This window comes from Agarivorans sp. D1326, from assembly GCF_056958115.1.
On the sequence record NZ_JBTWEN010000012.1, the window covers coordinates 75851 to 97289 of the forward strand.

The window sequence follows — 21439 nt, forward strand, 5'->3', positions numbered from 1 at the left end:
CTTGTGTTGGGCCGAGATATTACAGTTTTTCTTATGTTCGAATGTGATGCATCATTGTGAAAAATAGCATTTTCACAATCCTTTCTAACCCAGTTTTTCCTATTCCTAGCTAGCGGTTCCAATTCGTCGATTTCAACTTCCTAAATAATTGTCAGTCCAATCGAGTAATAAAGGTTTGCTCGTCATCCACAAAAGCGACAAAGCCGCCGTGATAGATAAACACCCGCCCGCGTCCCTCCACTAAGCAGGCAAGCTGTGGGTTTAAATCTTCTTCGTTAAATTGGCTTTGAAAAGTGCCCGTATCGGTGATTACGCCGCAGAATGTAGGCAAATATCCATGCGTGCGCTTGACTTGATCAATCAGGCTCAGCTCGCTGGCAGTAGAGAAGCATGAGGGGATCGCCCCCGCTTCTTCGATAAACATTGTTTTCAGTTCTTCAAAAGCTGTAATCACCAGCCAGTCGATGCCGTTAACATGATGGATAAACATAGAGTTTCTCGGTAATTCTGATGCTGCGATTTTATCACTATCAGGGGAAGAGCGTAGTAGAGATTTAGTTGCTAAAGGTGGTAACTCTGTAACATTTCCAGACATTCATGAGGTTTACTTGAAACACGTTTTTGCCCCTTTATGTGTTAACTATAGAGTAAAGGCTTTCGCCTGTGGCGACGTCATTAAGCTTTGACGAGCAAAGAAAAACGAAGCAAAAAGAAAACTCGCCCTGCATCTTCTTAGATCCTCCGTTGCGCATTCACAAGGGAGTTGAAGTAACTCGCTACGCTCAAACAGACTTCAACTCTGCTCCCTTGTTCATTTGCGCTACTCGGCGAAGATGATGGGATTGAAAAGCATAGTCTTGGCTATCGAGTGTGTGAAACGTTTTTGTCCAAAAGCGAGTTGCAATGAATGTCTACAAATCGCTCTTTGTTGCCGCCTAATCATGGTCAACTTCGTGCCATTTTCGGACATTCGCCGACTTTGCAAATATATTCTACTTAGGTAGCCAGACCTAATCTGTCACCACATTCTGGGGCTCAGATTGGCTAATGGGTAAGAAAGGGGATTGTTGGTTGGAAATACGGGCCTCACTCTTCCTTGAGTGAGTTTCTCCGCAATGTGAAGTGTTTACGCTTAGCGCTCGTACTGTGCTGATTTAGGCGTTACTTCAGGGATTGGACTATGGCACGAGCCATTGACTCTTCCTGGTTTTCGCCATCACCAGTAGAGAACCAAGCAACCACGGTATTGGTTGATGGTGATACATAAAGGCCTTGACCACCTACACCCGCTTTGTACATATCGCCTTCAGAGGTGACCGCATCCCATTGGTAGCGATTACTGATCTGTCCCGCATCATCAGCAAAATTTTTGGTTAACTTCTTACCAAGATACCCATCAGGGTACTGGGCGATATATTGGCGATCATGAATTTTGCCCATGATCTCGTCAGAGACGATTTTCTCATTGGCGATAGTGGTAACGCTTGGGGTGAATGCCATACCAAAGCGAGCTAGGTCGCGTAGGGTTGAGTTCACACCCATAAAACCAAGGGTGTTACCTGATGGGCTCACCACGTAAAACGCATCGTGCTCCATACCCAGTTTACTCCAAACGCGTTCTGCGAATAGCTCTGACAAGGGCTTACCTGATACATGCTCAACGATGCGATTGATTACAAACGTATTGATGGAGTTGTATTCAAACCTTTGATGGCCAGGTTTTCTGCGCTCCATAGACTTTAATACGGTGATCCAGTCTTCGTTACGCCCACGCACATCAGGGGCCATACCGATTTCACTGGTTGCCGCCCAACGGAACCAGATTTGATCAGGGTTGGTACGTGAGTCAGGTGTTGGCTCATCATGCTCGGTACCGTTAAGACCCGATGCCATATCTAGCGACTCTTCTACTTTTACCGTGTCCCATACCGAGCCCTGCAACTCCGGTAGGTAGTGGCTGACTGGCTTCTTCACATCAATTTTGCCCTCTTGCTCCAACATCGCTAGCAAGGTAGAGCCGGTTACCTTTGAAACCGACATCCATAAGTGTTTGTCTTGTGGGCGCATGGTTTTATAGCGCTCAAACACGATCTGTCCGTCCTTAATCACCACCATGGAGTCAATGGGCTTGGTGGCGAAATGCTCATCTACAGTGATCTCTTTTTCCGAGCGGTAGTTCAGGTACTTCACATTGTTGATATCTGCGTCAATCGCATAGGGAAGCTCAGCCACCGCGCCATCTCGAGGGACTTGAACGGTGGGGTAGAACTTAGACATGTTTACCCAAGCAAACTCGGTTTCCGGTGAAGGAAATTGAATTTTTACTTTGTTTTCTGGTTGATTAAAGAAGCGACTGATGTCGTTGATTTGCTCAACCGTGCGCGACGTACTGAGCGCCTCAGCTTCAGCTAGCGTTGGTCCGTTAGGTGCGATCACAGTATCGGCTAAGGCTGCGCTAGAAAGCGATAACAAGCCGCTCAGAATAATTGCCTTTGACAGCGTCGTTTTAGTTAGGTGTTTCATGGTTGTCTCCAATTGATAAGTATTAGTAAGTAAATTGTTTATGTTGGCCTTTGGCCCTGCTGTGACTCAGGCCTAGAAGGCGTAATCCACCGCGAGGATCAGGCGATGATTATCTCGCTGGTCTGATCGGCTGCGTTGGTAATGGGTGTAGTTGTATTCCAAACCAAAAGTCAGGTTTTTCCTGGCTAGCCACTTGATGTTTGCCAAAGCAAACTGAGTTTGGGTGAAGGTGTCTGCTTGCCACTCCAGCGCATCGGCCTGCCAAATGCCGTAGCTAAAGGTGGACTTGAGCGTATCGGTCCATGAATGACCCACGGCCGCCCATAAAGATTCGGATTCGCGCAAGTGGAAATCTCCGGTTCCAGGGGTAAACAAGGGACCAGTTTGACTAACCCCAAGCACGTAGCGGTCATTGCCGCGGCTGTTGAAATAAGCCAATTGCAGATGATCTTTGGGGTTGAATTTAATGCCGCCAGACAGGTGCAGTGCCCAGCCTGTGTCGCTGTAGGTAGTGCTTTGTTGTTGGTCTTTAACGGTGATGCGGTTGACGACACCGGCGGCGCGAAGCCAATAGTGTTCATTGTCAGTTTGCAAACCGAAGATGAAGTCTGGCGTGTGGGAGCTGGTATCTAGGTCTACTTGATGGTCTTCGGTGACGACTCTATTTGAGCCACTTTCCAGCGCAATATCATAACGGAAACTGCCAAATTGTTGAGACCAGCGAACCATGGGCTGGCGAGTAAACACGACGCCGCTTAAAGTTGGCTCCAACACTGTATCGGGAAAGCGATTTAGGTCCATCAGTGTTGACCAAGTCTGTCCAACAAGTAGCGAGCGATTGCCAATTTGCCAATCCACATAGGCTTCACGCATCCGCAAATCCATCTTCCCGTTGTTTGAACTATTGAAGTCAAAGGAGATTAAGGATTTCAGCGTCTCGTCTGGCGCAAATTGGGTATGTGAGCCAAGGTTCAGCCTGGTTAGGGTTGTATCTATCGCTACGCTCGGGTCGTTATTCTTACCGAATAGCCCATTAGGTAGGTTGTTCACTCCCATTCCAGAGACGTCGCTATCAGCGATCACAGCGCCAACAACTTTCCCCGAGAGCGTGATGTTTGTACGCTCAGATACCTCAATAGTGTTGGCTAGAGAGGGAGCAGATAAACCGAGCATGGGCATGATTAGTGCTGTGAGAATAGGCTGTCGTTGAGTCACGTTTACTTGCTTCATCTGGTTACTACTTTTATCTCAATATGTAAGTACTGGGTGCGTGAGCCCGCCCCCCTGAAGTAAGAGGGGTAAGGCAATATCTTCTTCACTGGAATTGGCCCCTCCCAACTAGGAAGAGGCCAGAGTGTTTACTTGTCAGCTAGCTGTTTAGCTGCCTCGCGCAAATAACCAGGTAGTAAGTCCGGAGTGAGGTATACAGGCGAGGTGGAGAAGGCTACTCCGACAACATCTCGCGCTGGATCTACATAGAGGTTTTGGTAAAGGTTACCGTGTTTGAACAGTGCACCGTCTTCCCAAACAGCGTCCCACTGGTGCGAGTTATAAATTGGCATGTCTAAGCCGAAAGCGGCTTTAACCCATGAGTGGTCGGTAAAGTCACCCGCAAGATAGGCAGCGTGGTTTCCGCCTTTTTGCATCTTGCTAAGGACTTCTTGTGAGACTACTTGCTCATTAGCCACGCTGTTCCAGCTCGGCGTAAATAGCAGAGCATAACGCGCCAAATCATCCAAGCGAGTGTTGACTGCACCGTACGCGATGGCGTGACCAGCAGGCGTAACGTTGATTTGTGCTGAGGCGCGAGCACCAATCTTCGACCAAATGCGCTCCTCAAACACTTGAGTAAAGGGCTCTTGAGTGATGTTCTCGATTGCTACACCTAGCACTTTGGTGATAGTTGAGCTGTAGCGAGCTACTTCGCCTGAAGCTTCGCCTTCTAGTGGAACCACATCACGCAGTACCTTCATCTCATCTTCAATTACACCATCAGCATTTTTTACGTTGAAGTCAGCGGATAACATGCGCTGGAATACCGAGCGTGGATTTAAGGTATTGGCGGCGTTTTCACTGATGTCTAGGCCAGATGCCATATTCATTGCATCAAGCATAATCACGCTATCCCACTGGGTGCCTTTTAGCTCTGGAACGTATTCGGTGATTGGCTTGTTCATATCGACCTTGCCCTCGTTTTCCAGCATCGTGAGGATGGTTCCCACCGATGATTTCGCTACCGATGCCCATATATGAGAGTCCTCTGGGTTCATGCCTGGGAACGCTTCATAGACCACTTTACCGCCTTTGAGGATCATGATGCCTTGTACCCGGGTTTTCTCATCATGGATGTACTCGCCCATAGTCACAGACTCATTGCCGTCGCCCATGGTAAAGGTCAACTCATTAAGGGAGGGATCAATATTGCGTTTCAGTTCACTTATCTCACCGTGCGGCATAGCCAGTTCAGCCGGTAGGTACTTGGTCATGTTAAGGGTGTAGTACAGCGCGTGGTCACCGCCCATTTGCATATGGAAGTTACCAAAGCTCGCGCTTGCTTCATCGATAAATGTTTTATCAAAGCCTTGCTTTACTTGGCTTACCGGAATAGTTGGTTTAGCACCAGGCTGGGCTAATGCTTGGTCTAGAGCAGACTCGGCGCTCACCGCATTGGTGGTTAGAGCTGCCGCTACGAACACAGCGATACTGGTCATTTTGGTTAGATTTTTCATGGTTTTTTACCTTATAGAACGTAATAGATGTAGATTGCTTAGAAGTAGAACTTGTAATTGGCCCATACCACGGTGTCGTTAATGCTTTGGTTGATGAAGGCATTCTTGATGGTGGTATGGGTGTTAGTGATCTTGATTTGGCCCCAGCGTGTTTTTTCGCTATTGAAAGGAGTGGCCATTAAGAAATTGGTGTTCAGAACTGACAGTTCCGCATCGCCTGATAGGTAGTTGTACTCTGGGTACAGACCGAAATACGTGCCGTCTTTGCCGGCAGTGTAGAAAACATATAGCGCAGCTGAGGCACCTAGAGCTTCGTCGTCAGAGATGTTGGCCATGGTGGTAAGATCTTGGGAAAACTTACCTGCTAACACGCCTGCTCGTGGAAAAATGTTAAGTCCTTTTACACCAGAGTTAATAGCCAGCGTCACGCCGGGCGAAACAGAGCTAAACAAGGCGTTGTCTAGCACATCTACAGAAGCCGCGATTTTAGGCACAACAGAGTTGGCTATAGAGAAAACATGGAAGTATTGCAGGCGACTGTCGGTGTAATTTCCGTGACTATCCATTGCGGCTTCCACGGTAAGCATGCCTTGTTGACCGTTTTGAAACGCCATATCGCCAGAGATTGAACCTTTAAACCCACCGTTGTTACTCATTCCCACGTAGGCAGAGGTATTTGTCTTAGTTAGGTCTGCTGGATCTGGCGTGTCGCTATCGGCAAAAGCGGGTAGCGCAAAAAGCATGCTCAGAGCGGCGATAGGTGCCAGTGGTGTCGTGTTCATTGTTAGCTCTCATAATTCAGTGATAGTTAGTGTGAAGTCCTTTAATAAGGGCCATCTGCCTAGTCATTGACGTTATGAAGGCCGTCGAGTCATTCGAACGAGTGAATAGTAGGTTTTCTCTGCACCCGAAAACAGGTCATATATGGACATTGTCATGGTCATATTCGGACACTTGACATAAGCGTTAGCCACAATAAGTTAGGTAAAGCTAATGGCAGGGGAAAGTTTTAATGGCAGCTGATTGCAGGGAAGGGGCAGTGAGAAACGACCAAGTTGTGTACAGTTATTTGCGACAGGTTAGTCTGGTAGATTCTGCTTACGAAGTTGGGCTGGTGTGGCGCCGCAGATGGCTTTGATTGCCCGGTTAAAGTTCGATACATCCTGATAACCCATACGATAAGCAATGTCAGCAATGGGGTCGTCACTCTGTTCTAGTAGCTTCCGGGTTTGCTTAAGAATCGATTGTTTCTTCATCTGGTTGAACGATGTGCTGTGGTCATTAAAGTAGCGGTACAGTGTTTTGCTGGTGACGCCAAACAGGCTGGCTAACCACTCTAAGGTGAAGTTGGGTAGGTGGCAGTAGCTTTCTGAAAGCAAGTAGATCTCAGAGATGTCACGGGATTTGAGAGTACGATTGGACATAGGTTGAAGATTGTCCACTCCAGCAAGACCAATTTTCAAGGCGGGAGAATCGTAGCTTAGCTGAGTGCGCGGAATTAGCAGCTGCGCAAACTTGGCGCCTGAGCTTTCATGGGTCATAACATTTACAAAGCTGGGCGACCAATCAGGGCCAAGCCAATGTCGGCAAAACTGCATTACCAGCGCAACTCTGAACCATTCGTTAACGACACTACCTGGAAAACTGGGTTTCATCTCACTTCGGTTGCAAAGGCACCACTCTTCACCCGCCTTCTCTAGCCAATAGGTGTTTTGTCGGCTAAACAGGTGCTCGTTGCTCATAAATGATTCTAGGACTTGTTTGAGTTCAAAATCTTTCCCAATGAAACCCTCTTTGCCGTCAATGTAAATTTGAGCGGCGTATTTACCCGCAGCTAGGGGCATATCGTCGGCGCATCTCGCTGCCATTTCATGAAGAAACAAGGAGACGTTCTTCATCGGTAACCATTTCTCAGTACTTGAGTAAGCAGTGGGCAGACCTTGTTCTCTGGCCTTTGACTTCCAGGCGATTCCCTTAGATTCGAAATAGGGGATATAAAACAGCATTGTTTGGCTTGAGGTGAGTAGCAGTGCTCTGGATGTTTTGCGCATGGAGTTCGAGTGAGACCGTTTCCGTCAGTAACTAAGGAGTGAAAAGTCACGGGTTCAATATACAATAATGTGTACTAGCTCAGACCTGATCTGACAGTTACCCAATTTTGAATCGGTGTCTGTCAGTTTAGATTTGAGCTAAGTTCTTCTCAGCCCAAACCGATTTTCCATCGAGTAAAGTTTCCAGTGGTGTTCTACCACAGCATATTGTAACGGTCAAATCATCTTTACCACTTCCATGATTGATAGCGACCTCAACCAAAGTGAATACTGTGTAGGTGACTTTTATAATATGCAAAATAAGACCTTAAAAGTATGAACCTTTGATACCCAAACTGACAAAGAGACAACCTTGAATTGTCTCTTTGTTGTTTTCAGCCCTGCAAAGGCATATTTTCTTATCCCACCTAACCCTGACAACGCTTATTTACATAAACACTCTAACTCACTTTTGTCCAATAGCGAGTTAGCTCTACTCTTCGTATCTTTCTTTTATCCTTAATTCTATCTATTTGTGATTGGTGTCACAAAATATCGGGTGTAGTTTCAAAGTAGCGGAAAGAATTCCAATGAAACTGAAACCTACAATAAGTCACTGATTTAGATAAATCCTTGCTTCATTGCTCATGCTGTATATACTAACAGTGTGCTGTATAAACTTACAGGTAGATTATGAAGCCTTTAACACCCCGTCAAACAGAAGTATTTGAATTAATTCGTCGTCATATTTCCGAAACGGGTATGCCGCCAACCCGTGCAGAGATCGCTAAAGAATTAGGTTTTCGTTCTGCTAATGCGGCAGAAGAGCACCTACGAGCTCTTGCTAAGAAAGGTGCTATTGAGATGATCCCTGGTGCTTCGCGTGGTATTCGCATTAGTGAAGAGTATTTGCCAGCCAGCGCTAATGAGCCAGTAGCCGAAGACTTAGAACCCGGTTTACCTTTAATTGGCCAAGTAGCTGCAGGCGAGCCTATTTTGGCGCAGGAGCATGTAGAGTCGCACTATGCGGTAGATGCTAACTTGTTTAACCCTCATGCCGATTATTTACTGCGGGTGCAGGGAATGAGTATGAAAGACATCGGCATTATGGATGGTGACTTGTTAGCGGTGCACAAAACCAATGACGTTCTTAATGGGCAAGTGGTGGTGGCACGTTTAGAAGACGATGTTACGGTTAAGCGTTTTGAGCGCGACGGTAAAATGGTTTACTTGCACCCAGAGAATGAAGAGCTCTCAACTATTGAAGTTGATTTAGAGTATCAAAGCATCGAAATTGAAGGCTTAGCGGTAGGTATTATTCGCACTGCCGATTGGATGTAAGCCTTACATAGCAATAAGTTCCGCCCTTTTTAAGCCCAAATCAGCCCGATTTGGGCTTTTGTCGTTAGCATCACATCTTTTGTGTTTATCCATAAAAATCTCAACAATATATTTACATTTCTTTAACTTAGGGGTTAATTTATAAGCAGTAGCTTGTATTTAGCTGTTGCTGTCTACTACTTTTGGGGTGGGGGATTTCCCTTTTTCTGCAGCTACTTTCCTAGTTTGGAGAGTTGTTGTCGTTGGCTACTAGCAAAGGAGAGCGCTGTGGGCCGATGGATTCAGCTAATAATGCTGACATTCTTTTCGTCGCAAGTATTTGCGCAAGAAATGTCATTCAACTTACGTCCGGGTGTTACCGCCATTAGTGAGCAGGTTTATGGCCTGCACATGACAATTTTTTATATTTGTTGTGCTATTGGGGTGCTGGTGTTTGGCGCCATGTTCTGGGCTATTTTTCATCATCGCAAGTCTAAAGGGGCCAAGCCGGCTCAATTTCATGAAAGTACCAAAGTAGAAATTATTTGGACCATCGTTCCTTTCATTATTTTGATTGGGATGGCGATTCCTGCCACTAAAACCCTGTTGGCCATGGAAGATCCTTCCGATGCCGATATCACCATTCAAGTAACCGGGTCCCAATGGAAGTGGCATTACAAATACTTCGACCGCGAACTGGAATTCTACAGTGTGCTGGCTTCTGATATGGATGAAGTTAACGGCAAGCTGGAAAAACGCAAAAACTACTTGCTTGAGGTAGACCGTCCGCTGGTATTGCCTATCGATAAAAAAGTACGCTTTTTGATGACTTCGGAAGATGTTATCCACTCCTGGTGGGTACCGGATTTTGCAGTTAAAAAAGACGCCAACCCTGGCTTTATTAATGAGGCTTGGACCATCATTGATAAACCCGGCATTTACCGCGGCCAGTGTGCTGAGTTATGTGGTAAGGACCACGGCTTTATGCCGATTGTGGTTATCGCTAAAACGCAGGCTGATTACGATGTTTGGTTAGCCGAGGAAGAAGCTGCTTATCAAGCCAAGCAAGCCCAAGAGTTAGAGCTGGTTGCTATGACTATGGAGCAAGACGAACTGATGTCGCTGGGCAAAAAAGTCTACGACAAAAGCTGTGCAGCTTGCCACCAAGTTAACGGTGAAGGCTTACCAGGTGTGTTCCCTGGCTTGAAAGACAGCCCAATCGCTATTGGTGATGTGGGCAAACATATTGAAGTAGTTGTGAATGGTGTACCGGGCACTGCGATGCAAGCCTTTGGTAAACAGCTAGGTTTGAAAGAGCTGGCTGCCGTAATTACTTACGAGCGTAACGCTTGGGGTAATGATACCGGTGATTTAGTGCAGGCCAAGGATGTTGTGGCCGTGCAAAACGCAGCGCAGTAGGGAGAGAGATAATGAGCACGATTAGTGACGTTCATGCTGACCATGATGAGCACCATCACGGTGCCCCGCGCGGTTTAATGCGTTGGGTATTAACCACTAACCACAAAGACATTGGCTCAATGTATTTGTGGTTTAGTTTTGCCATGTTTATTACCGGTGGCGCGATGGCGATGGTGATCCGCGCCGAGCTGTTCCAACCAGGTTTACAGTTAGTTGAACCTAACTTTTTCAACCAAATGACCACTATGCACGGCTTAATTATGGTGTTTGGTGCAGTAATGCCGGCCTTTACCGGTTTGGCTAACTGGCTGATTCCGATGATGATTGGCGCGCCAGATATGGCCTTGCCACGCATGAATAACTGGAGCTTTTGGATTTTACCTTTTGCTTTCACCATGCTGTTAGCCTCGTTGTTTATGGAAGGTGGTGGCCCTAACTTTGGTTGGACTTTCTACGCGCCGCTTTCTACTAACTACAGCCCAGACAGTACCGCTTTGTTTGTATTTTCGGTGCATATTATGGGGATTAGTTCGATTATGGGGGCGATCAATGTGATTGTAACCATTATGAACTTACGTGCACCCGGCATGACTTACATGAAGTTGCCGCTATTTGTGTGGACTTGGTTTATTACCGCATTTTTGTTGATTGCTGTGATGCCGGTATTAGCAGGTGCAGTGACCATGGTGCTTACAGATAAGTATTTTGGCACGTCGTTTTTTGATGCCGCTGGTGGAGGAGACCCAGTACTGTTCCAGCACATATTCTGGTTCTTTGGCCACCCCGAAGTTTACATTATGATTTTGCCGTCTTTCGGCATTATCTCGGCGATTGTTCCTGCCTTCTCTCGTAAAAGATTGTTTGGTTATGCCTCGATGGTTTACGCCACTGCATCTATTGCTGGTTTAAGCTTCATTGTGTGGGCGCACCATATGTTTACTACTGGTATGCCTGTGGCAGCTGAGTTGTTCTTCATGTTTTGTACCATGCTGATCTCGGTACCTACAGGGGTGAAGGTATTTAACTGGGTGGCCACCATGTGGCGCGGCTCAATGACCTTTGAAACGCCGATGTTATTCGCACTGGCCTTTATTGTGCTTTTCACCATCGGTGGTTTCTCGGGATTGATGTTGGCGATTACGCCGGTGGATTTCCAATATCACGACACTTATTTTGTGGTGGCGCACTTCCATTATGTACTGGTAACTGGCGCGGTATTCTCGATTATGGCCGCTGCTTATTATTGGCTACCTAAGTGGACCGGTAATATGTACGACGAAGGCCTGGGCCGGTTACATTTCTGGTGTTCGCTTATCTCGGTAAATGTGTTGTTCTTCCCTATGCACTTTTTAGGCTTAGGTGGCATGCCACGGCGTATTCCAGACTATGCGTTGCAGTTTGCCGATGTTAACGCCATTGTGAGTATTGGTGGCTTTGCCTTTGGTTTGTCGCAGTTCATCTTCTTGTACATGGTGATTAAGTGTATTCGTAGCGGTGAACCTGCTCCGGCTAAACCTTGGGAAGGCGCAGAGGGCTTAGAATGGGATGCATTGCCATCGCCAGCGCCTTACCACAGTTTCTCTACACCGCCGGAGATTAAATAATATGCTTGGCCATGGCCGTTTAGTCACAAAGCTGCTGCTTGTAGTAGTGGCTATGTTCGGCTTTGGTTACGCCTTGGTGCCGCTGTATGACGTATTTTGTCAGGTTACCGGCATTAACGGCAAAACAGCTACAGAAGCCAGCGAACTAAGCCTTGTTACTGACCAACAGCGCAGCGTAACCGTGGAGTTTATTAGCTATGTACCGCAAGGGCTAAATTGGAAGTTTGGTCCTAAGGTTAACCAAGTAAAAGTCCATCCAGGTGAGACACTACAGATTGATTTTAGTGCTAGTAACCTTACTCCCAAACGTGGCACGGTGCAGGCGGTTCCTTCGGTTAGCCCTGGTTTGGCGGCCAATCATCTTAAAAAAGTCAGCTGTTTTTGTTTTGAGCAGCAAACCTTAGCTCCGGGTCAACAGCAAGACATGCCATTGTTCTTCTATGTAGATCCAGAGTTACCTAAAGATATAAATACCTTAACTTTGGCTTACACCTTATTTGCCGTAGAGGGCGAGCCGATTGAATCTGAAACTGCACAAGTAAGTGCCGATGGAGAGGTGAGCAATGACGCAGCCTTATGAGAAGTATTACGTTCCTGCGCAAAGTATATGGCCAATTGTTGGCGCGGTTGGTTTATTCCTAATCGCCATGGGCGCTGGTTTTTCTGTTCAACAAATGGGCAGTGAGCAAAGCTACGGCCTTTGGATATTGTCATGTGGCTTTGTGGTAATTGTTACCATGATGTTTGGTTGGTTTGGCAATGTTATCCAAGAGAGTATGGATGGCTTATATAGTGCCCAAATGGACCGCTCTTTTCGCCAAGGCATGAGTTGGTTCATTTTCTCCGAGGTAATGTTCTTTGGTGCATTTTTCGGAGCGTTATTCTACGCCAGAATGATTGCTGTGCCTTGGTTGGGCGGTGCTGGTAATAATGAAATGACTGGCGCTGTGTTATGGCCTGAGTTTACTGCCATGTGGCCGCTAGTTGAAACGCCCGGCGGTACAACAACCCAAGCGATGGGCTGGTTCGGCTTGCCACTGTTGAATACTGTAATACTGGTGATTTCGTCAGTGACTTTGCACTTTGCTCATGTGAGTTTAGAAAAAGATAAACGTGGGCCACTTAAAATGTGGTTAGCCATTACCTTGGTGCTAGGTTTTGCTTTCTTATTTTTTCAAATTGAAGAATACATTCATGCATATCAGGAATTAGGCTTGCGCCTTGATTCAGGCATTTATGGCAATACCTTTTTCTTACTCACGGGTTTTCACGGCTTACACGTTACTTTAGGCGCTATCATGCTTACGGTGATGTTTTTGAGGGTACTAAAAGGCCACTTTACCGGTAAGAGTCACTTTGCATTTATGGCATCGAGTTGGTATTGGCACTTTGTAGATGTGGTGTGGTTGTGTCTGTTTATTTTTGTCTATGTGCTTTAGTAAGGGCGAGGGTTGGGCTGAATAATGCCCAACGCCATGGCGAGTAAAACCAATAGGATAACCAACACGCTAAAAATTAAGCGTTTACCCAAGTAATGGGTCATTGGTTTTTCTCCGCCCTTTAGCATTACCCGTAAAGCAAACAGCATGTTCACCACCACAAACAGGATTAACGCGGTAATTAGCAGTTTTATGACCATAACTAAGCTCTCTCAACAGGCTGATAAAAAAACAGTTTCTTACCGCTTGATACTGTTTGTAGTGCTTATGGTTGCGCTGATAGGGCTAATGGTCAAGCTTTCCTTGTGGCAATGGCAACGCAGTGAACAAAAACAGCAGTTATTAGATCAATACCAGCAGCAATCGCAGCTCGAAACCAGTTTAGAACAGGCCCTTGCTTCGGGCGTACAGCCGTTTCAATTAGTTACGTTAAGTGACATCGCAAGCACGGATAAGTTTTTGTGGTTAGATAATAAAGTAAATGAAGGAGTAGTGGGGTACGACGCCTATACCTTAGCAGATACCCCTCAAGGCAATGTACTAGTGCGTCTTGCTTGGCAGCCCGCTGGAACAGATCGGCGTTTGCTACCAGATGTCATGAGTGCTCAAGAGCTACCTTCGCGCTATCGATTAAGAGAAATAAGCTTGCCAGTGGTACTTAATCAGCAGCACTGGTTAGAAGAGCTGCCGCAGGGATTGCGGGTTCAGCAAATCAATATTGCGGCTTTGTCCGATTATTGGAATCTTGAACTATTGCCTTTTGTGCTAGATAGCCAACTTGAGCATAGTTCTGAACAGTTAGTGTCAATATCGCCGCAAAAGCACCAAGGTTATGCGCTGCAATGGTTGTTAATGGCCTTAGTTGCCGCAGGCTTAACCGTTTATTTTTGTGTGCAAAATAGAAACAAGGAAGGTTTATGAGAAGTCACCAAAAAACCATGTTGTTACTTGCTTCGGTATTTTTAGTACCGCTTATTTTGGCTTGGGTAGTACTTAAAATGGGTTGGTATGAACCGGGTGCACTCAGTCATGGGGAGTGGATGGAGCCGCCAAGACAGTTGGAAAACTATCCCATAGGTAAGTGGTCGATTGCTCAGGTTATTGATGGCGACTGCTCGCAAGCTTGTTTGCAACAGCTTGGCAAACTCAATAATGCTTGGTTAGCTTTGGGCATCGCCAAACAGCAAACTCAAAAAGTTGCCCTTACTTCCGGCGAACAGCTCAATCAAATAAACGATGGCCTTGAGCAAATGAGGTTGGGACAAGCTAATCAACAACTGGCCGATTACGATCAACAGTGGTTAGTGATAGACCCAACAGGTTGGGTGATATTGAGCTACCAACCCGCTCAAGGTGATGAGCAGATCAAAGGGCTAATCACCGATTTGAAGCGACTGATTAAAAACTCGCGGTTTCAATAGAGTTTAAGGACAGCATATGCAAAAGGGATTAATTGCCGCTATTTTACTTGCCGTTGTTGTCATTGGTTTAGGCGCATTCACTCGCTTAACTGATGCTGGTTTAGGTTGCCCCGATTGGCCTGGCTGTTATGGGCAGTTAGTGGTTCCACAAAGTGAAGAGCATATTCAACACGCTGCTAGTGCTTATCCAGAGCGGCCGCTAGAAGCGCACAAAGCCTGGAATGAGATGATTCATCGCTACTTTGCTGGCGGTTTAGGTTTGCTAGTGGTGGGACTAGCTGCGCTGGCATTTTGGCAAAAGCAACACCGCTTTTGGGCGCTAGCCTCGGTGCTGCTTATTGGCTTTCAAGCCATATTAGGCATGCTCACGGTAACACTTGGTTTAATGCCCATTGTAGTTATGGGCCACCTACTAGGTGGTTTCTCAATGCTGGCTTTATTGTTTACTTGGTTGATGATTGCAAAACGTCCATTAGCTAAGCCCCAGCGAAGTGGCCGTTGGTTGTGGCTAGGTTTATTGGTACTAGTTGTGCAAATAGCATTAGGTGGCTGGACATCGGCTAACTACTCGGCCATTTCTTGTCAGGGCTTGCCGCTTTGCCATGAAGAGTGGCTAAGCTCTTATCAGCTGGATGCATTTGATCCGCTGCCGCTTGCTACTGGCAATGATTACGAATTTGGTGTGCTTAGTCATGAACAGCGCAAAACCATTCATGTTACCCATCGTATTTGGGCAGGCGTAACTGCCATTTACTTGTTCATTCTGGCGCTAAGTTACATTCAGCGACGACATAGTGATATGGAACGAGGGCGCGCCTCTAGGCTGATTTTTATATTGTTTACTCAAGTCGGTTTAGGCGTTGCCAATGTGCTTTGGCAAGTACCCTTGGCGATAGCTGTGGCACATAACTTAGTGGCTGCCATGCTGTTGTTAAGTCTAATAAGTTTAATCTTGGCTCACTATCAGGGTGCGGCCGTAGCAACATTCGTTGAGCAAAAGGAGACGCATTATGGCGAAGTTGAACACGCTTAACCCGCCAAGTTCACTCAACAAAGGCATTAATTGGCGCGCCTTATACAAACTTACCAAACCCAAAGTGGTCGCCCTTATTGTGCTCACTGCGGTGGTAGGAGCATGTTTGGCGACTTCTGGTTTGCCGCCTTGGCAAGCTTTACTAATAGGTAACTTAGGCATTGGTTTAATGGCTGCGGGCGCTGCCGCCTTTAATCACTACATTGATAGTGAAGCAGATGCGGCAATGGCGCGCACTCACAAACGCCCTTTACCCACTGGTGCGATAGCCAATTGGCAGGCCTTGCTATGGGCCTCACTGTTATCAGTGGTAGGTTTTGCCATGTTGTATTGGTGGGTTAATCCACTGACTGCTTGGCTAACTGCAGCTAGCTTAGTGGGGTATGCGGTGATTTATACCCTCTGGCTTAAACGAGCAACGCCGCAAAACATTGTAATTGGCGGCTTGGCTGGCGCTATGCCTCCATTGTTGGGATGGACGGCAGTAAACAACGCCATATCGGCTGAGCCCTTATTGCTAGTAATGCTGATATTCACTTGGACTCCGCCACACTTTTGGGCCTTGGCCATTGCTCGCCGTGAAGATTACGCCAAGGTTAATATTCCAATGCTGCCGGTTACCCACGGTGTGGGCTTTACCAAAAAGTTGATAGTTCTTTATTCTCTGCTGCTGTTCGCTGTTGCTTGGCTACCCTTTTTAGTGGGCATGAGTGGGGTGCTTTACCTCGTGTTAAGTTGTGCACTTAACCTGCGTTTTATGCACTTAGCTTGGCGACTGTATAAGGGGGATAACCAGCGTGACGCAATGCGCCTATTTGCCTTCTCGATAGTGTATTTGATGTTGTTGTTTGTTGCCTTGTTGGCAGACCATTGGTTGTTTGCTTTGCTATAAACAGCCCCTAGCTTTTAAAGGCTTGCCGAGAGTGTAACTAACTCTTACACTCTCGCTATCGCCTGCTTAGTTTCCCTTTCATGTCTGTTTCGCGTTTTTCCGCCATTGCGGCCATTGCCGTGCCAATGATTTTATCTAACATCACTATTCCTTTATTGGGGCTGGTGGACACCGCTGTTATTGGCCATTTAGATCATGCTTATTATCTTGGTGGGGTTGCCTTAGGCTCAATGATGATTAGCCTGGTGTATTGGTTATGTGGCTTTTTGCGCATGTCGACCACAGGCTTAAGTGCGCAAGCTTTTGGTGCAGATGACCAGCTAGCTTTACAGCGAATAGGCTTTAACTCTGCCTGCATTGCTGTGCTTATTGGATTGGCCTTACTGCTACTTAGCCAACCAATATTGCAACTTGGTTTGGCTTTAGCCGGTGGTAGTGAACAAGTTCAATATTATGCGGCGCAGTATTTTTCTACCCGTATTTGGGGCGCGCCAGCGGCACTGCTTAACTTAGTGTTGTTGGGGTGGTTATTGGGCATGCAAAACGCTCGAGCCCCCATGTTACTGCTGATTGTAGCCAATACCACTAACATTGCCTTGGATGTGCTGTTTGTTGTGGGGCTAGATTGGAAAGTGCAGGGGGCTGCTTTAGCCAGCGTGATTGCCGATTATTTCTCATTGGCTGTTGGTTTGGCGTTGTGCCGCAAACAGTTTTTAACACGATTTAATGCCTTACCGTCGTTAAAGGATTGTTGGGCCGATTTTAACCGCCAGCATTTGGCGGGATTATTCTCGCTAAACCGAGACATATTTTTGCGCTCACTTGCCTTGCAAGCTTGTTTTGCCTTCATCACTTTTCAAGGCTCGCGTTTGGGCGACCACATTGTTGCGGCCAACGCAGTATTACTTAACTTCTTGATGTTTGTTTCTTTTGCTTTAGATGGTTTAGCTTACGCCGTAGAAGCCTTAGCGGGTAAAGCAAAGGGCAAAAATGACCGCGCCTTGTTTGTGGTAACGATTAAACAGTGTTTGCAGTTAGCCTTAGTGGCGGGCATTGGCTTTAGTTTGGTTTTTGGAGTACTGGGTGAGCAACTGGTTGCGTTGCTTACCGATATACCCGAAATCCGCAGCACTGCGGCTAGCTATCTTAATTGGATGATTTTGCTGCCGTTAGTCTCGGTGTGGTGCTTTATCTTAGATGGGGTTTTCATTGCCACCTCTGAGGGGCGCATTATGCGTAACTCGATGTTATTGGCTAGTTTCGCCGGGTTCTTTCCGCTTTGGTGGTTTACTCAAAGTTGGGGGAACCATGCTCTATGGTTGGCGATGTGTGGTTTTATGGCAATTAGAGGATTGAGCTTGGGGTGGGTTTATTACCAGGCTTTAAAGAGCCAGCGCTGGTTTAAGCATGAGGCTTAACTGAGCGAAGCATTTCGTTGGCGATTACCGCAACGCCATTGTAGCTGGTTTGAAAGGTATCGCTGACAACAAAACCATGATCTTGGTAGAGCGCTTTGGCAGGCCAATTGCTTTTGGCAACATATAAGCGGGTAGTGTAGTTGATATTGTTTAACAGGTGCTCTAGCAGTTGTTTGCCGAACCCTTTACCTCGAGCGTCGGGATGGACAAACAAAGCGCTTATCACCGAGCCTTGGTGCGCGCCATAAGCCACTACCTTATCGGTTTGATAGACAAAAATAGTTGATTGTTTGAGAGAGGCGAAACGTTGCTGATCTTGAGTTAATGGCAGAAGACTAAATGTATTTTGCTCAAAGCGTAACTCGTCGAGTTTAGAAAGGTTGTAAATGTTAATAATGGTGTTCAGATCGCTGTGTTGGTAATCACGTATTTGCACGGCCTGAACACCTTTAGTATTGGCTTAGTTATACGCCGTCTACATAGCCTAGTTGGCGCCAAGCTTCGTAAACAAATACCGATACAGCATTAGATAAGTTCATGCTGCGGCTATCGGCCAACATTGGAATACGCAGCCTAAATTGACCATCTATCTCATTTAGCACTTCATCGGGTAGGCCGCGTGTTTCTGGGCCAAACATTAGATAATCACCAGCTTCAAAAGCAAAGTCACTATGAAAACCGCTGCCTTTGGTGGTACAAGCAAGCAAGCGCTTAGGCTGCTCGCTGTTTAAGAAGGCTTGGTAGTCTGGGTGGCGTTTTACTTCGGCAAACTCGTGGTAGTCCAAGCCGGCACGTTTAACTTTTTTATCATCCCAGGCGAAACCTAAAGGCTCGATAAGATGTAAGTTACAACCGCTGTTCGCCGCTAAACGGATAATTGCGCCGGTGTTTTGCGGTATTTCTGGTTGATATAGCACAATGTTAATCATGATTAATCCAAGTGGCTGCGAAAAGCGCTATTGTAGTGGCAAGCGTAGGCTAACTTCTAGCCCTTTACGCGAATGATTGCTGGCACTAATGCTACCACCGTGTTGGCGAATCGCAGATTCGGCAATCGCCAAGCCTAAACCCACCCCGCCACTGTCACGGTCTCGTGCTTCACCGCTACGATAAAATGGTCGAAAAATGCTATTTAATTCGTCATCTGGAAGGCCTGGGCCGTCATCTCGCACAATCAAGGTGAGCAAGTTGTCTTGCACACTAGCGCTTAGTTTAACCTTACGGTCTGCGTATTTAAGGGCGTTGCGACAAACGTTCTCAAGTGCCGATGCGAGTAGCTCTGGGTAACAAATTACACTCAGTTGTTGCGGGTAGTTGGCACTAAACTGTTTGTTTAACTGTTCTGCTTCAAACTCACAATCGCTAACTAAGTCTTCAATGAGTTCCTGCAAAGTCATTTTTTGTTGTTTGGCGTTAACTTGCATACGCGATAAAGATAGCAAGGCGTCAATCATTTCGGCTAGGCGTTGCGATTCTCGCTCAATTCGTTCCACTTCGGGAGTCACTTGCTGGCGTTTTTTATGTAGCGCGAGTGCCATGTTTAAGCGAGTAAGCGGCGAGCGAAGCTCGTGAGAAATATCGCTAAGCAGGCGTTGTTGGTTGCTAATGGCTTGATTAAGGGTGTCTACCATTCTCTGCAAGCTATCAGACAGTTGACCAATTTCATCACCACGATTGATCTCCGGCAACGGTGTATCTAAATATCCCAGTGACACCTTATTCGCGGCAGATTGCAGTTTTTTAAGTGGCCTTACGATGTGGCGGGTTAGTAAGAAACAAAGCGCTAAACTCAAGCCCACGGCTACTAGCGACAAAAACCACGGCGATACACCAAAGTTACGGATAGCGTGCAGCTGTTCTGGGTTACTTCGGCGCTCTATGTAGAGCAGATAACGCTGGTTATCGATTGTAAGCGCTTGCGGACCAATTAAAATGTGCTTTTTATCGAGCATTATTCGAGGGTCTTCAATGTTATCGTGGTTAACTAAAAAGCGCCTCATGCCCCGGCTGATGTTTTCATGGTTTACCACTTCGCCTTCGCTATTAACGATAAAGGGTTTACCAAAACGTGATTTAAGGTGGGGCTCTAAACGCGGGCTTAACATGCGTTCAGGGTTACGCTCTATACGTAGGGCAAATTCATGTAAGTTTTTTATCGCCCATTTAGGCGCTTTGAAGTTGTCTTCGCTAAGCATTCTGGACAGGTTAATCGACACAAAGGCCGTAACCAGCAAAATCATCCAAAATGAGATGAAGATTTTTACAAACAGATTGTTGATTAAGCGCTTCATTATTACCACTCTAACCACATGTAACCTTTGCCTCTCACCGTTTTAATACGCGGCAGTTGGTCTTTGCGAGCAGGGATCTTTTTACGTAAATTACTAATGTGCATATCCAAGCTGCGATCAAACGCTTGTAGGCGTTTACCCAATACTTTTTGATTCAGACTATCCTTTTCTAATAGCTTGCCTGGCTGCTCTAGCAAGTGTTGTAGCAATAACAGCTCGGTACTGGTGAGCTCTAACTCTTGCTCATCACAGTGTACTTGCTGTTTAGCAACCGAGAGGGTCAGATCTTGGTGGCAAATAAGGTCTTGTTTGGCATCGGCTGGTGGACTGTTTTGAGTGCGACGTAAAATCGCTCTTATACGCGCTAGCAATTCTCGCTCGCTGAAGGGTTTGGCTAAGTAGTCGTCGGCGCCTAACTCTAAACCCAGTACTCGGTCTATCTCATCACCTTTGGCAGTAAGCATTAATACCGGTTGCTGGTTGTCTTTACGCAATTCTTTTAATACTTCGAAGCCGTTTTTACCCGGCATCATTACATCGAGCAGTACTAAGTCGTAACGCTTTTCTGCTAGCTTGGTTAGGCCGCTTAAGCCGTCGTTGCATACCTCACAACTAAATCCCTCTAGTTCTAAGAGTTCGCCGAGTAACTCGGTCAGTTCTTTGTCGTCATCTATAAGTAGTAAATCCACTGGGCGATTCTCTATTCAACATTAATAAGCAAATTGTACAAAACTCACAGCGCTTTGCCGTGCTTAATGTTCGCCTTTTACATAGCTTTACACTTTGCTGCGGTTAGTTTGCATTGGCTTTTGTAGACTACAAATGACCGAACAGACCCGAGGAAAGAAAATGAAAAAGTTACTAGTTACTACCCTTGTTGGCGCACTTGTTGTTGCCCCTGTAGCCTTTGCTGCTAAATCTAATGGTGAAGGTAAGCAACGTGGCGGCCATCCAGCCATGAAGATGATGAAGCAGTTAGATTTAACTGATGAGCAAAAGGCTCAAGTTAAAGAGATTATGCAGCAGCATAAACCTCAAGCCAATGCTGAACAGCGTCAAGCGATGTATCAACAGCGTATGGAAATTATCACCGCAGCCAGTTTTGACGAAGGTGCCGCTCAAGCCTTTATTGATGTGCAGCAAGCTAATCATCAAACTCGCATGATGAATATGCTGCAAGCTCAACAGGAAATTTATCAAGTATTAACCCCTGAGCAACAGCAGAAATACCAAGAGTTAAGCGCTAAAAAGATGGAAAAACAGCAAAAGCGTATGCGGAAGGGCGATAAAAAAGCTCAACTTTAACATGCACTAAACGTT

Annotated in this window: 22 protein-coding genes; 11 read left to right on the plus strand and 11 right to left on the minus strand. The window is 46.3% G+C overall.

The window, feature by feature from the left end; all coding sequences use genetic code 11:
- Positions 1-151 precede the first annotated feature (151 nt).
- The 6 genes from ACYFDN_RS19010 to ACYFDN_RS19035 all read right to left on the minus strand — a co-directional run bounded on the left by ACYFDN_RS19010 (position 152) and on the right by ACYFDN_RS19035 (position 7150).
- The gene (locus ACYFDN_RS19010; RefSeq protein ID WP_483512380.1) at positions 152-490 is read right to left on the minus strand and encodes a cytosolic protein; all 339 of its coding nucleotides are present in this window, start codon (positions 488-490) and stop codon (positions 152-154) included.
- 671 nt (positions 491-1161) lie between these two features.
- Entirely contained in the window at positions 1162-2523 is a 1362-nt protein-coding gene (locus ACYFDN_RS19015; RefSeq protein ID WP_472589877.1) for a serine hydrolase domain-containing protein, read from the minus strand.
- Between the two features lie 72 nt (positions 2524-2595).
- Entirely contained in the window at positions 2596-3753 is a 1158-nt protein-coding gene (locus tag ACYFDN_RS19020; protein WP_483512351.1) for a DcaP family trimeric outer membrane transporter, read from the minus strand.
- Positions 3754-3881: 128 nt separating this feature from the next.
- Entirely contained in the window at positions 3882-5252 is a 1371-nt protein-coding gene (locus ACYFDN_RS19025; protein ID WP_483512352.1) for a serine hydrolase domain-containing protein, read from the minus strand.
- Positions 5253-5290: 38 nt separating this feature from the next.
- Positions 5291-6034 (minus strand): hypothetical protein, encoded by a 744-nt coding sequence (locus ACYFDN_RS19030; RefSeq protein WP_483512353.1) that lies wholly within the window; start codon positions 6032-6034, stop codon positions 5291-5293.
- 297 nt (positions 6035-6331) lie between these two features.
- Positions 6332-7150: a helix-turn-helix domain-containing protein gene (locus tag ACYFDN_RS19035; protein ID WP_483512354.1), complete on the minus strand. Its 819-nt coding sequence runs from the start codon at positions 7148-7150 to the stop codon at positions 6332-6334.
- An 825-nt stretch (positions 7151-7975) separates the two neighbouring features.
- Between ACYFDN_RS19035 and lexA the strand changes: the two genes are divergently transcribed.
- From lexA to ACYFDN_RS19060, 5 genes are all read left to right on the plus strand, one after another.
- Positions 7976-8623, plus strand: coding sequence for a transcriptional repressor LexA (gene lexA, locus ACYFDN_RS19040; protein ID WP_483512355.1), 648 nt, complete (start codon positions 7976-7978; stop codon positions 8621-8623).
- A 291-nt stretch (positions 8624-8914) separates the two neighbouring features.
- Positions 8915-10021: a cytochrome c oxidase subunit II gene (gene coxB / locus ACYFDN_RS19045; RefSeq protein WP_040306634.1), complete on the plus strand. Its 1107-nt coding sequence runs from the start codon at positions 8915-8917 to the stop codon at positions 10019-10021.
- 11 nt (positions 10022-10032) lie between these two features.
- A complete protein-coding gene (gene ctaD / locus ACYFDN_RS19050) occupies positions 10033-11625 on the plus strand; it encodes a cytochrome c oxidase subunit I (RefSeq protein ID WP_016399731.1) in 1593 nt (530 codons plus the stop codon).
- A gap of 1 nt (position 11626) precedes the next feature.
- Entirely contained in the window at positions 11627-12205 is a 579-nt protein-coding gene (locus ACYFDN_RS19055) for a cytochrome c oxidase assembly protein (RefSeq protein ID WP_483512356.1), read from the plus strand.
- Positions 12189-13064, plus strand: a complete 876-nt coding sequence (locus ACYFDN_RS19060) for a cytochrome c oxidase subunit 3 (RefSeq protein ID WP_152783580.1) — start codon at positions 12189-12191, stop codon at positions 13062-13064. The genes ACYFDN_RS19055 and ACYFDN_RS19060 overlap by 17 nt, the downstream gene beginning before the upstream one ends.
- Here the strand turns inward: ACYFDN_RS19060 and ACYFDN_RS19065 are convergent.
- Positions 13061-13264 (minus strand): DUF2909 family protein, encoded by a 204-nt coding sequence (locus tag ACYFDN_RS19065; protein WP_016399728.1) that lies wholly within the window; start codon positions 13262-13264, stop codon positions 13061-13063. The two genes, ACYFDN_RS19060 and ACYFDN_RS19065, sit on opposite strands and share 4 nt — an antisense overlap.
- Between ACYFDN_RS19065 and ACYFDN_RS19070 the strand changes: the two genes are divergently transcribed.
- The 5 genes from ACYFDN_RS19070 to dinF all read left to right on the plus strand — a co-directional run bounded on the left by ACYFDN_RS19070 (position 13257) and on the right by dinF (position 17828).
- A complete protein-coding gene (locus ACYFDN_RS19070) occupies positions 13257-13985 on the plus strand; it encodes an SURF1 family protein (protein WP_483512357.1) in 729 nt (242 codons plus the stop codon). The genes ACYFDN_RS19065 and ACYFDN_RS19070 overlap by 8 nt on opposite strands.
- A complete protein-coding gene (locus ACYFDN_RS19075) occupies positions 13982-14485 on the plus strand; it encodes a hypothetical protein (protein WP_338623461.1) in 504 nt (167 codons plus the stop codon). The genes ACYFDN_RS19070 and ACYFDN_RS19075 overlap by 4 nt, the downstream gene beginning before the upstream one ends.
- A 16-nt stretch (positions 14486-14501) precedes the next feature.
- Positions 14502-15518, plus strand: a complete 1017-nt coding sequence (locus ACYFDN_RS19080) for a COX15/CtaA family protein (protein WP_483512358.1) — start codon at positions 14502-14504, stop codon at positions 15516-15518.
- Entirely contained in the window at positions 15496-16410 is a 915-nt protein-coding gene (gene cyoE / locus ACYFDN_RS19085) for a heme o synthase (RefSeq protein WP_483512359.1), read from the plus strand. The genes ACYFDN_RS19080 and cyoE overlap by 23 nt, the downstream gene beginning before the upstream one ends.
- An 80-nt stretch (positions 16411-16490) precedes the next feature.
- A complete protein-coding gene (dinF, locus tag ACYFDN_RS19090) occupies positions 16491-17828 on the plus strand; it encodes an MATE family efflux transporter DinF (RefSeq protein WP_483512360.1) in 1338 nt (445 codons plus the stop codon).
- Here dinF and ACYFDN_RS19095 read toward each other — a convergent pair.
- The 4 genes from ACYFDN_RS19095 to ACYFDN_RS19110 are packed head-to-tail and all read right to left on the minus strand — an operon-like array spanning position 17812 to position 20808.
- Positions 17812-18264: an N-acetyltransferase family protein gene (locus tag ACYFDN_RS19095; protein ID WP_483512361.1), complete on the minus strand. Its 453-nt coding sequence runs from the start codon at positions 18262-18264 to the stop codon at positions 17812-17814. The two genes, dinF and ACYFDN_RS19095, sit on opposite strands and share 17 nt — an antisense overlap.
- 28 nt (positions 18265-18292) lie before the next feature.
- A complete protein-coding gene (trmL, locus tag ACYFDN_RS19100; protein WP_220719253.1) occupies positions 18293-18757 on the minus strand; it encodes a tRNA (uridine(34)/cytosine(34)/5-carboxymethylaminomethyluridine(34)-2'-O)-methyltransferase TrmL in 465 nt (154 codons plus the stop codon).
- Positions 18758-18784: 27 nt separating this feature from the next.
- Positions 18785-20119, minus strand: coding sequence for an ATP-binding protein (locus ACYFDN_RS19105; protein WP_483512362.1), 1335 nt, complete (start codon positions 20117-20119; stop codon positions 18785-18787).
- 2 nt (positions 20120-20121) lie between these two features.
- Positions 20122-20808, minus strand: a complete 687-nt coding sequence (locus ACYFDN_RS19110; protein ID WP_483512363.1) for a response regulator — start codon at positions 20806-20808, stop codon at positions 20122-20124.
- A 160-nt stretch (positions 20809-20968) separates the two neighbouring features.
- Here ACYFDN_RS19110 and ACYFDN_RS19115 point away from each other — a divergent pair, with 160 nt between their 5' ends.
- Positions 20969-21424, plus strand: coding sequence for a Spy/CpxP family protein refolding chaperone (locus ACYFDN_RS19115; RefSeq protein WP_483512364.1), 456 nt, complete (start codon positions 20969-20971; stop codon positions 21422-21424).
- Positions 21425-21439 lie beyond the last annotated feature (15 nt).

Excerpts from the sequence above, each read along its gene's own strand:
- ACYFDN_RS19010 (WP_483512380.1), bottom strand. The coding sequence starts at position 490 with ATGTTTATCCATCATGTTAACGGCATCGACTGGCTGGTGATTACAGCT.
- cyoE (WP_483512359.1), top strand. The coding sequence starts at position 15,496 with ATGGCGAAGTTGAACACGCTTAACCCGCCAAGTTCACTCAACAAAGGC.
- ACYFDN_RS19080 (WP_483512358.1), top strand. The coding sequence starts at position 14,502 with ATGCAAAAGGGATTAATTGCCGCTATTTTACTTGCCGTTGTTGTCATT.
- trmL (WP_220719253.1), bottom strand. The coding sequence starts at position 18,757 with ATGATTAACATTGTGCTATATCAACCAGAAATACCGCAAAACACCGGC.
- ACYFDN_RS19025 (WP_483512352.1), bottom strand. The coding sequence starts at position 5,252 with ATGAAAAATCTAACCAAAATGACCAGTATCGCTGTGTTCGTAGCGGCA.
- ACYFDN_RS19055 (WP_483512356.1), top strand. The coding sequence starts at position 11,627 with ATGCTTGGCCATGGCCGTTTAGTCACAAAGCTGCTGCTTGTAGTAGTG.
- ACYFDN_RS19020 (WP_483512351.1), bottom strand. The coding sequence starts at position 3,753 with ATGAAGCAAGTAAACGTGACTCAACGACAGCCTATTCTCACAGCACTA.
- coxB (WP_040306634.1), top strand. The coding sequence starts at position 8,915 with ATGCTGACATTCTTTTCGTCGCAAGTATTTGCGCAAGAAATGTCATTC.
- ACYFDN_RS19115 (WP_483512364.1), top strand. The coding sequence starts at position 20,969 with ATGAAAAAGTTACTAGTTACTACCCTTGTTGGCGCACTTGTTGTTGCC.
- ACYFDN_RS19035 (WP_483512354.1), bottom strand. The coding sequence starts at position 7,150 with ATGAAGAACGTCTCCTTGTTTCTTCATGAAATGGCAGCGAGATGCGCC.
- dinF (WP_483512360.1), top strand. The coding sequence starts at position 16,491 with ATGTCTGTTTCGCGTTTTTCCGCCATTGCGGCCATTGCCGTGCCAATG.
- lexA (WP_483512355.1), top strand. The coding sequence starts at position 7,976 with ATGAAGCCTTTAACACCCCGTCAAACAGAAGTATTTGAATTAATTCGT.
- ACYFDN_RS19105 (WP_483512362.1), bottom strand. The coding sequence starts at position 20,119 with ATGAAGCGCTTAATCAACAATCTGTTTGTAAAAATCTTCATCTCATTT.
- ACYFDN_RS19075 (WP_338623461.1), top strand. The coding sequence starts at position 13,982 with ATGAGAAGTCACCAAAAAACCATGTTGTTACTTGCTTCGGTATTTTTA.
- ctaD (WP_016399731.1), top strand. The coding sequence starts at position 10,033 with ATGAGCACGATTAGTGACGTTCATGCTGACCATGATGAGCACCATCAC.
- ACYFDN_RS19030 (WP_483512353.1), bottom strand. The coding sequence starts at position 6,034 with ATGAACACGACACCACTGGCACCTATCGCCGCTCTGAGCATGCTTTTT.
- ACYFDN_RS19065 (WP_016399728.1), bottom strand. The coding sequence starts at position 13,264 with ATGGTCATAAAACTGCTAATTACCGCGTTAATCCTGTTTGTGGTGGTG.
- ACYFDN_RS19015 (WP_472589877.1), bottom strand. The coding sequence starts at position 2,523 with ATGAAACACCTAACTAAAACGACGCTGTCAAAGGCAATTATTCTGAGC.
- ACYFDN_RS19070 (WP_483512357.1), top strand. The coding sequence starts at position 13,257 with ATGACCATAACTAAGCTCTCTCAACAGGCTGATAAAAAAACAGTTTCT.
- ACYFDN_RS19060 (WP_152783580.1), top strand. The coding sequence starts at position 12,189 with ATGACGCAGCCTTATGAGAAGTATTACGTTCCTGCGCAAAGTATATGG.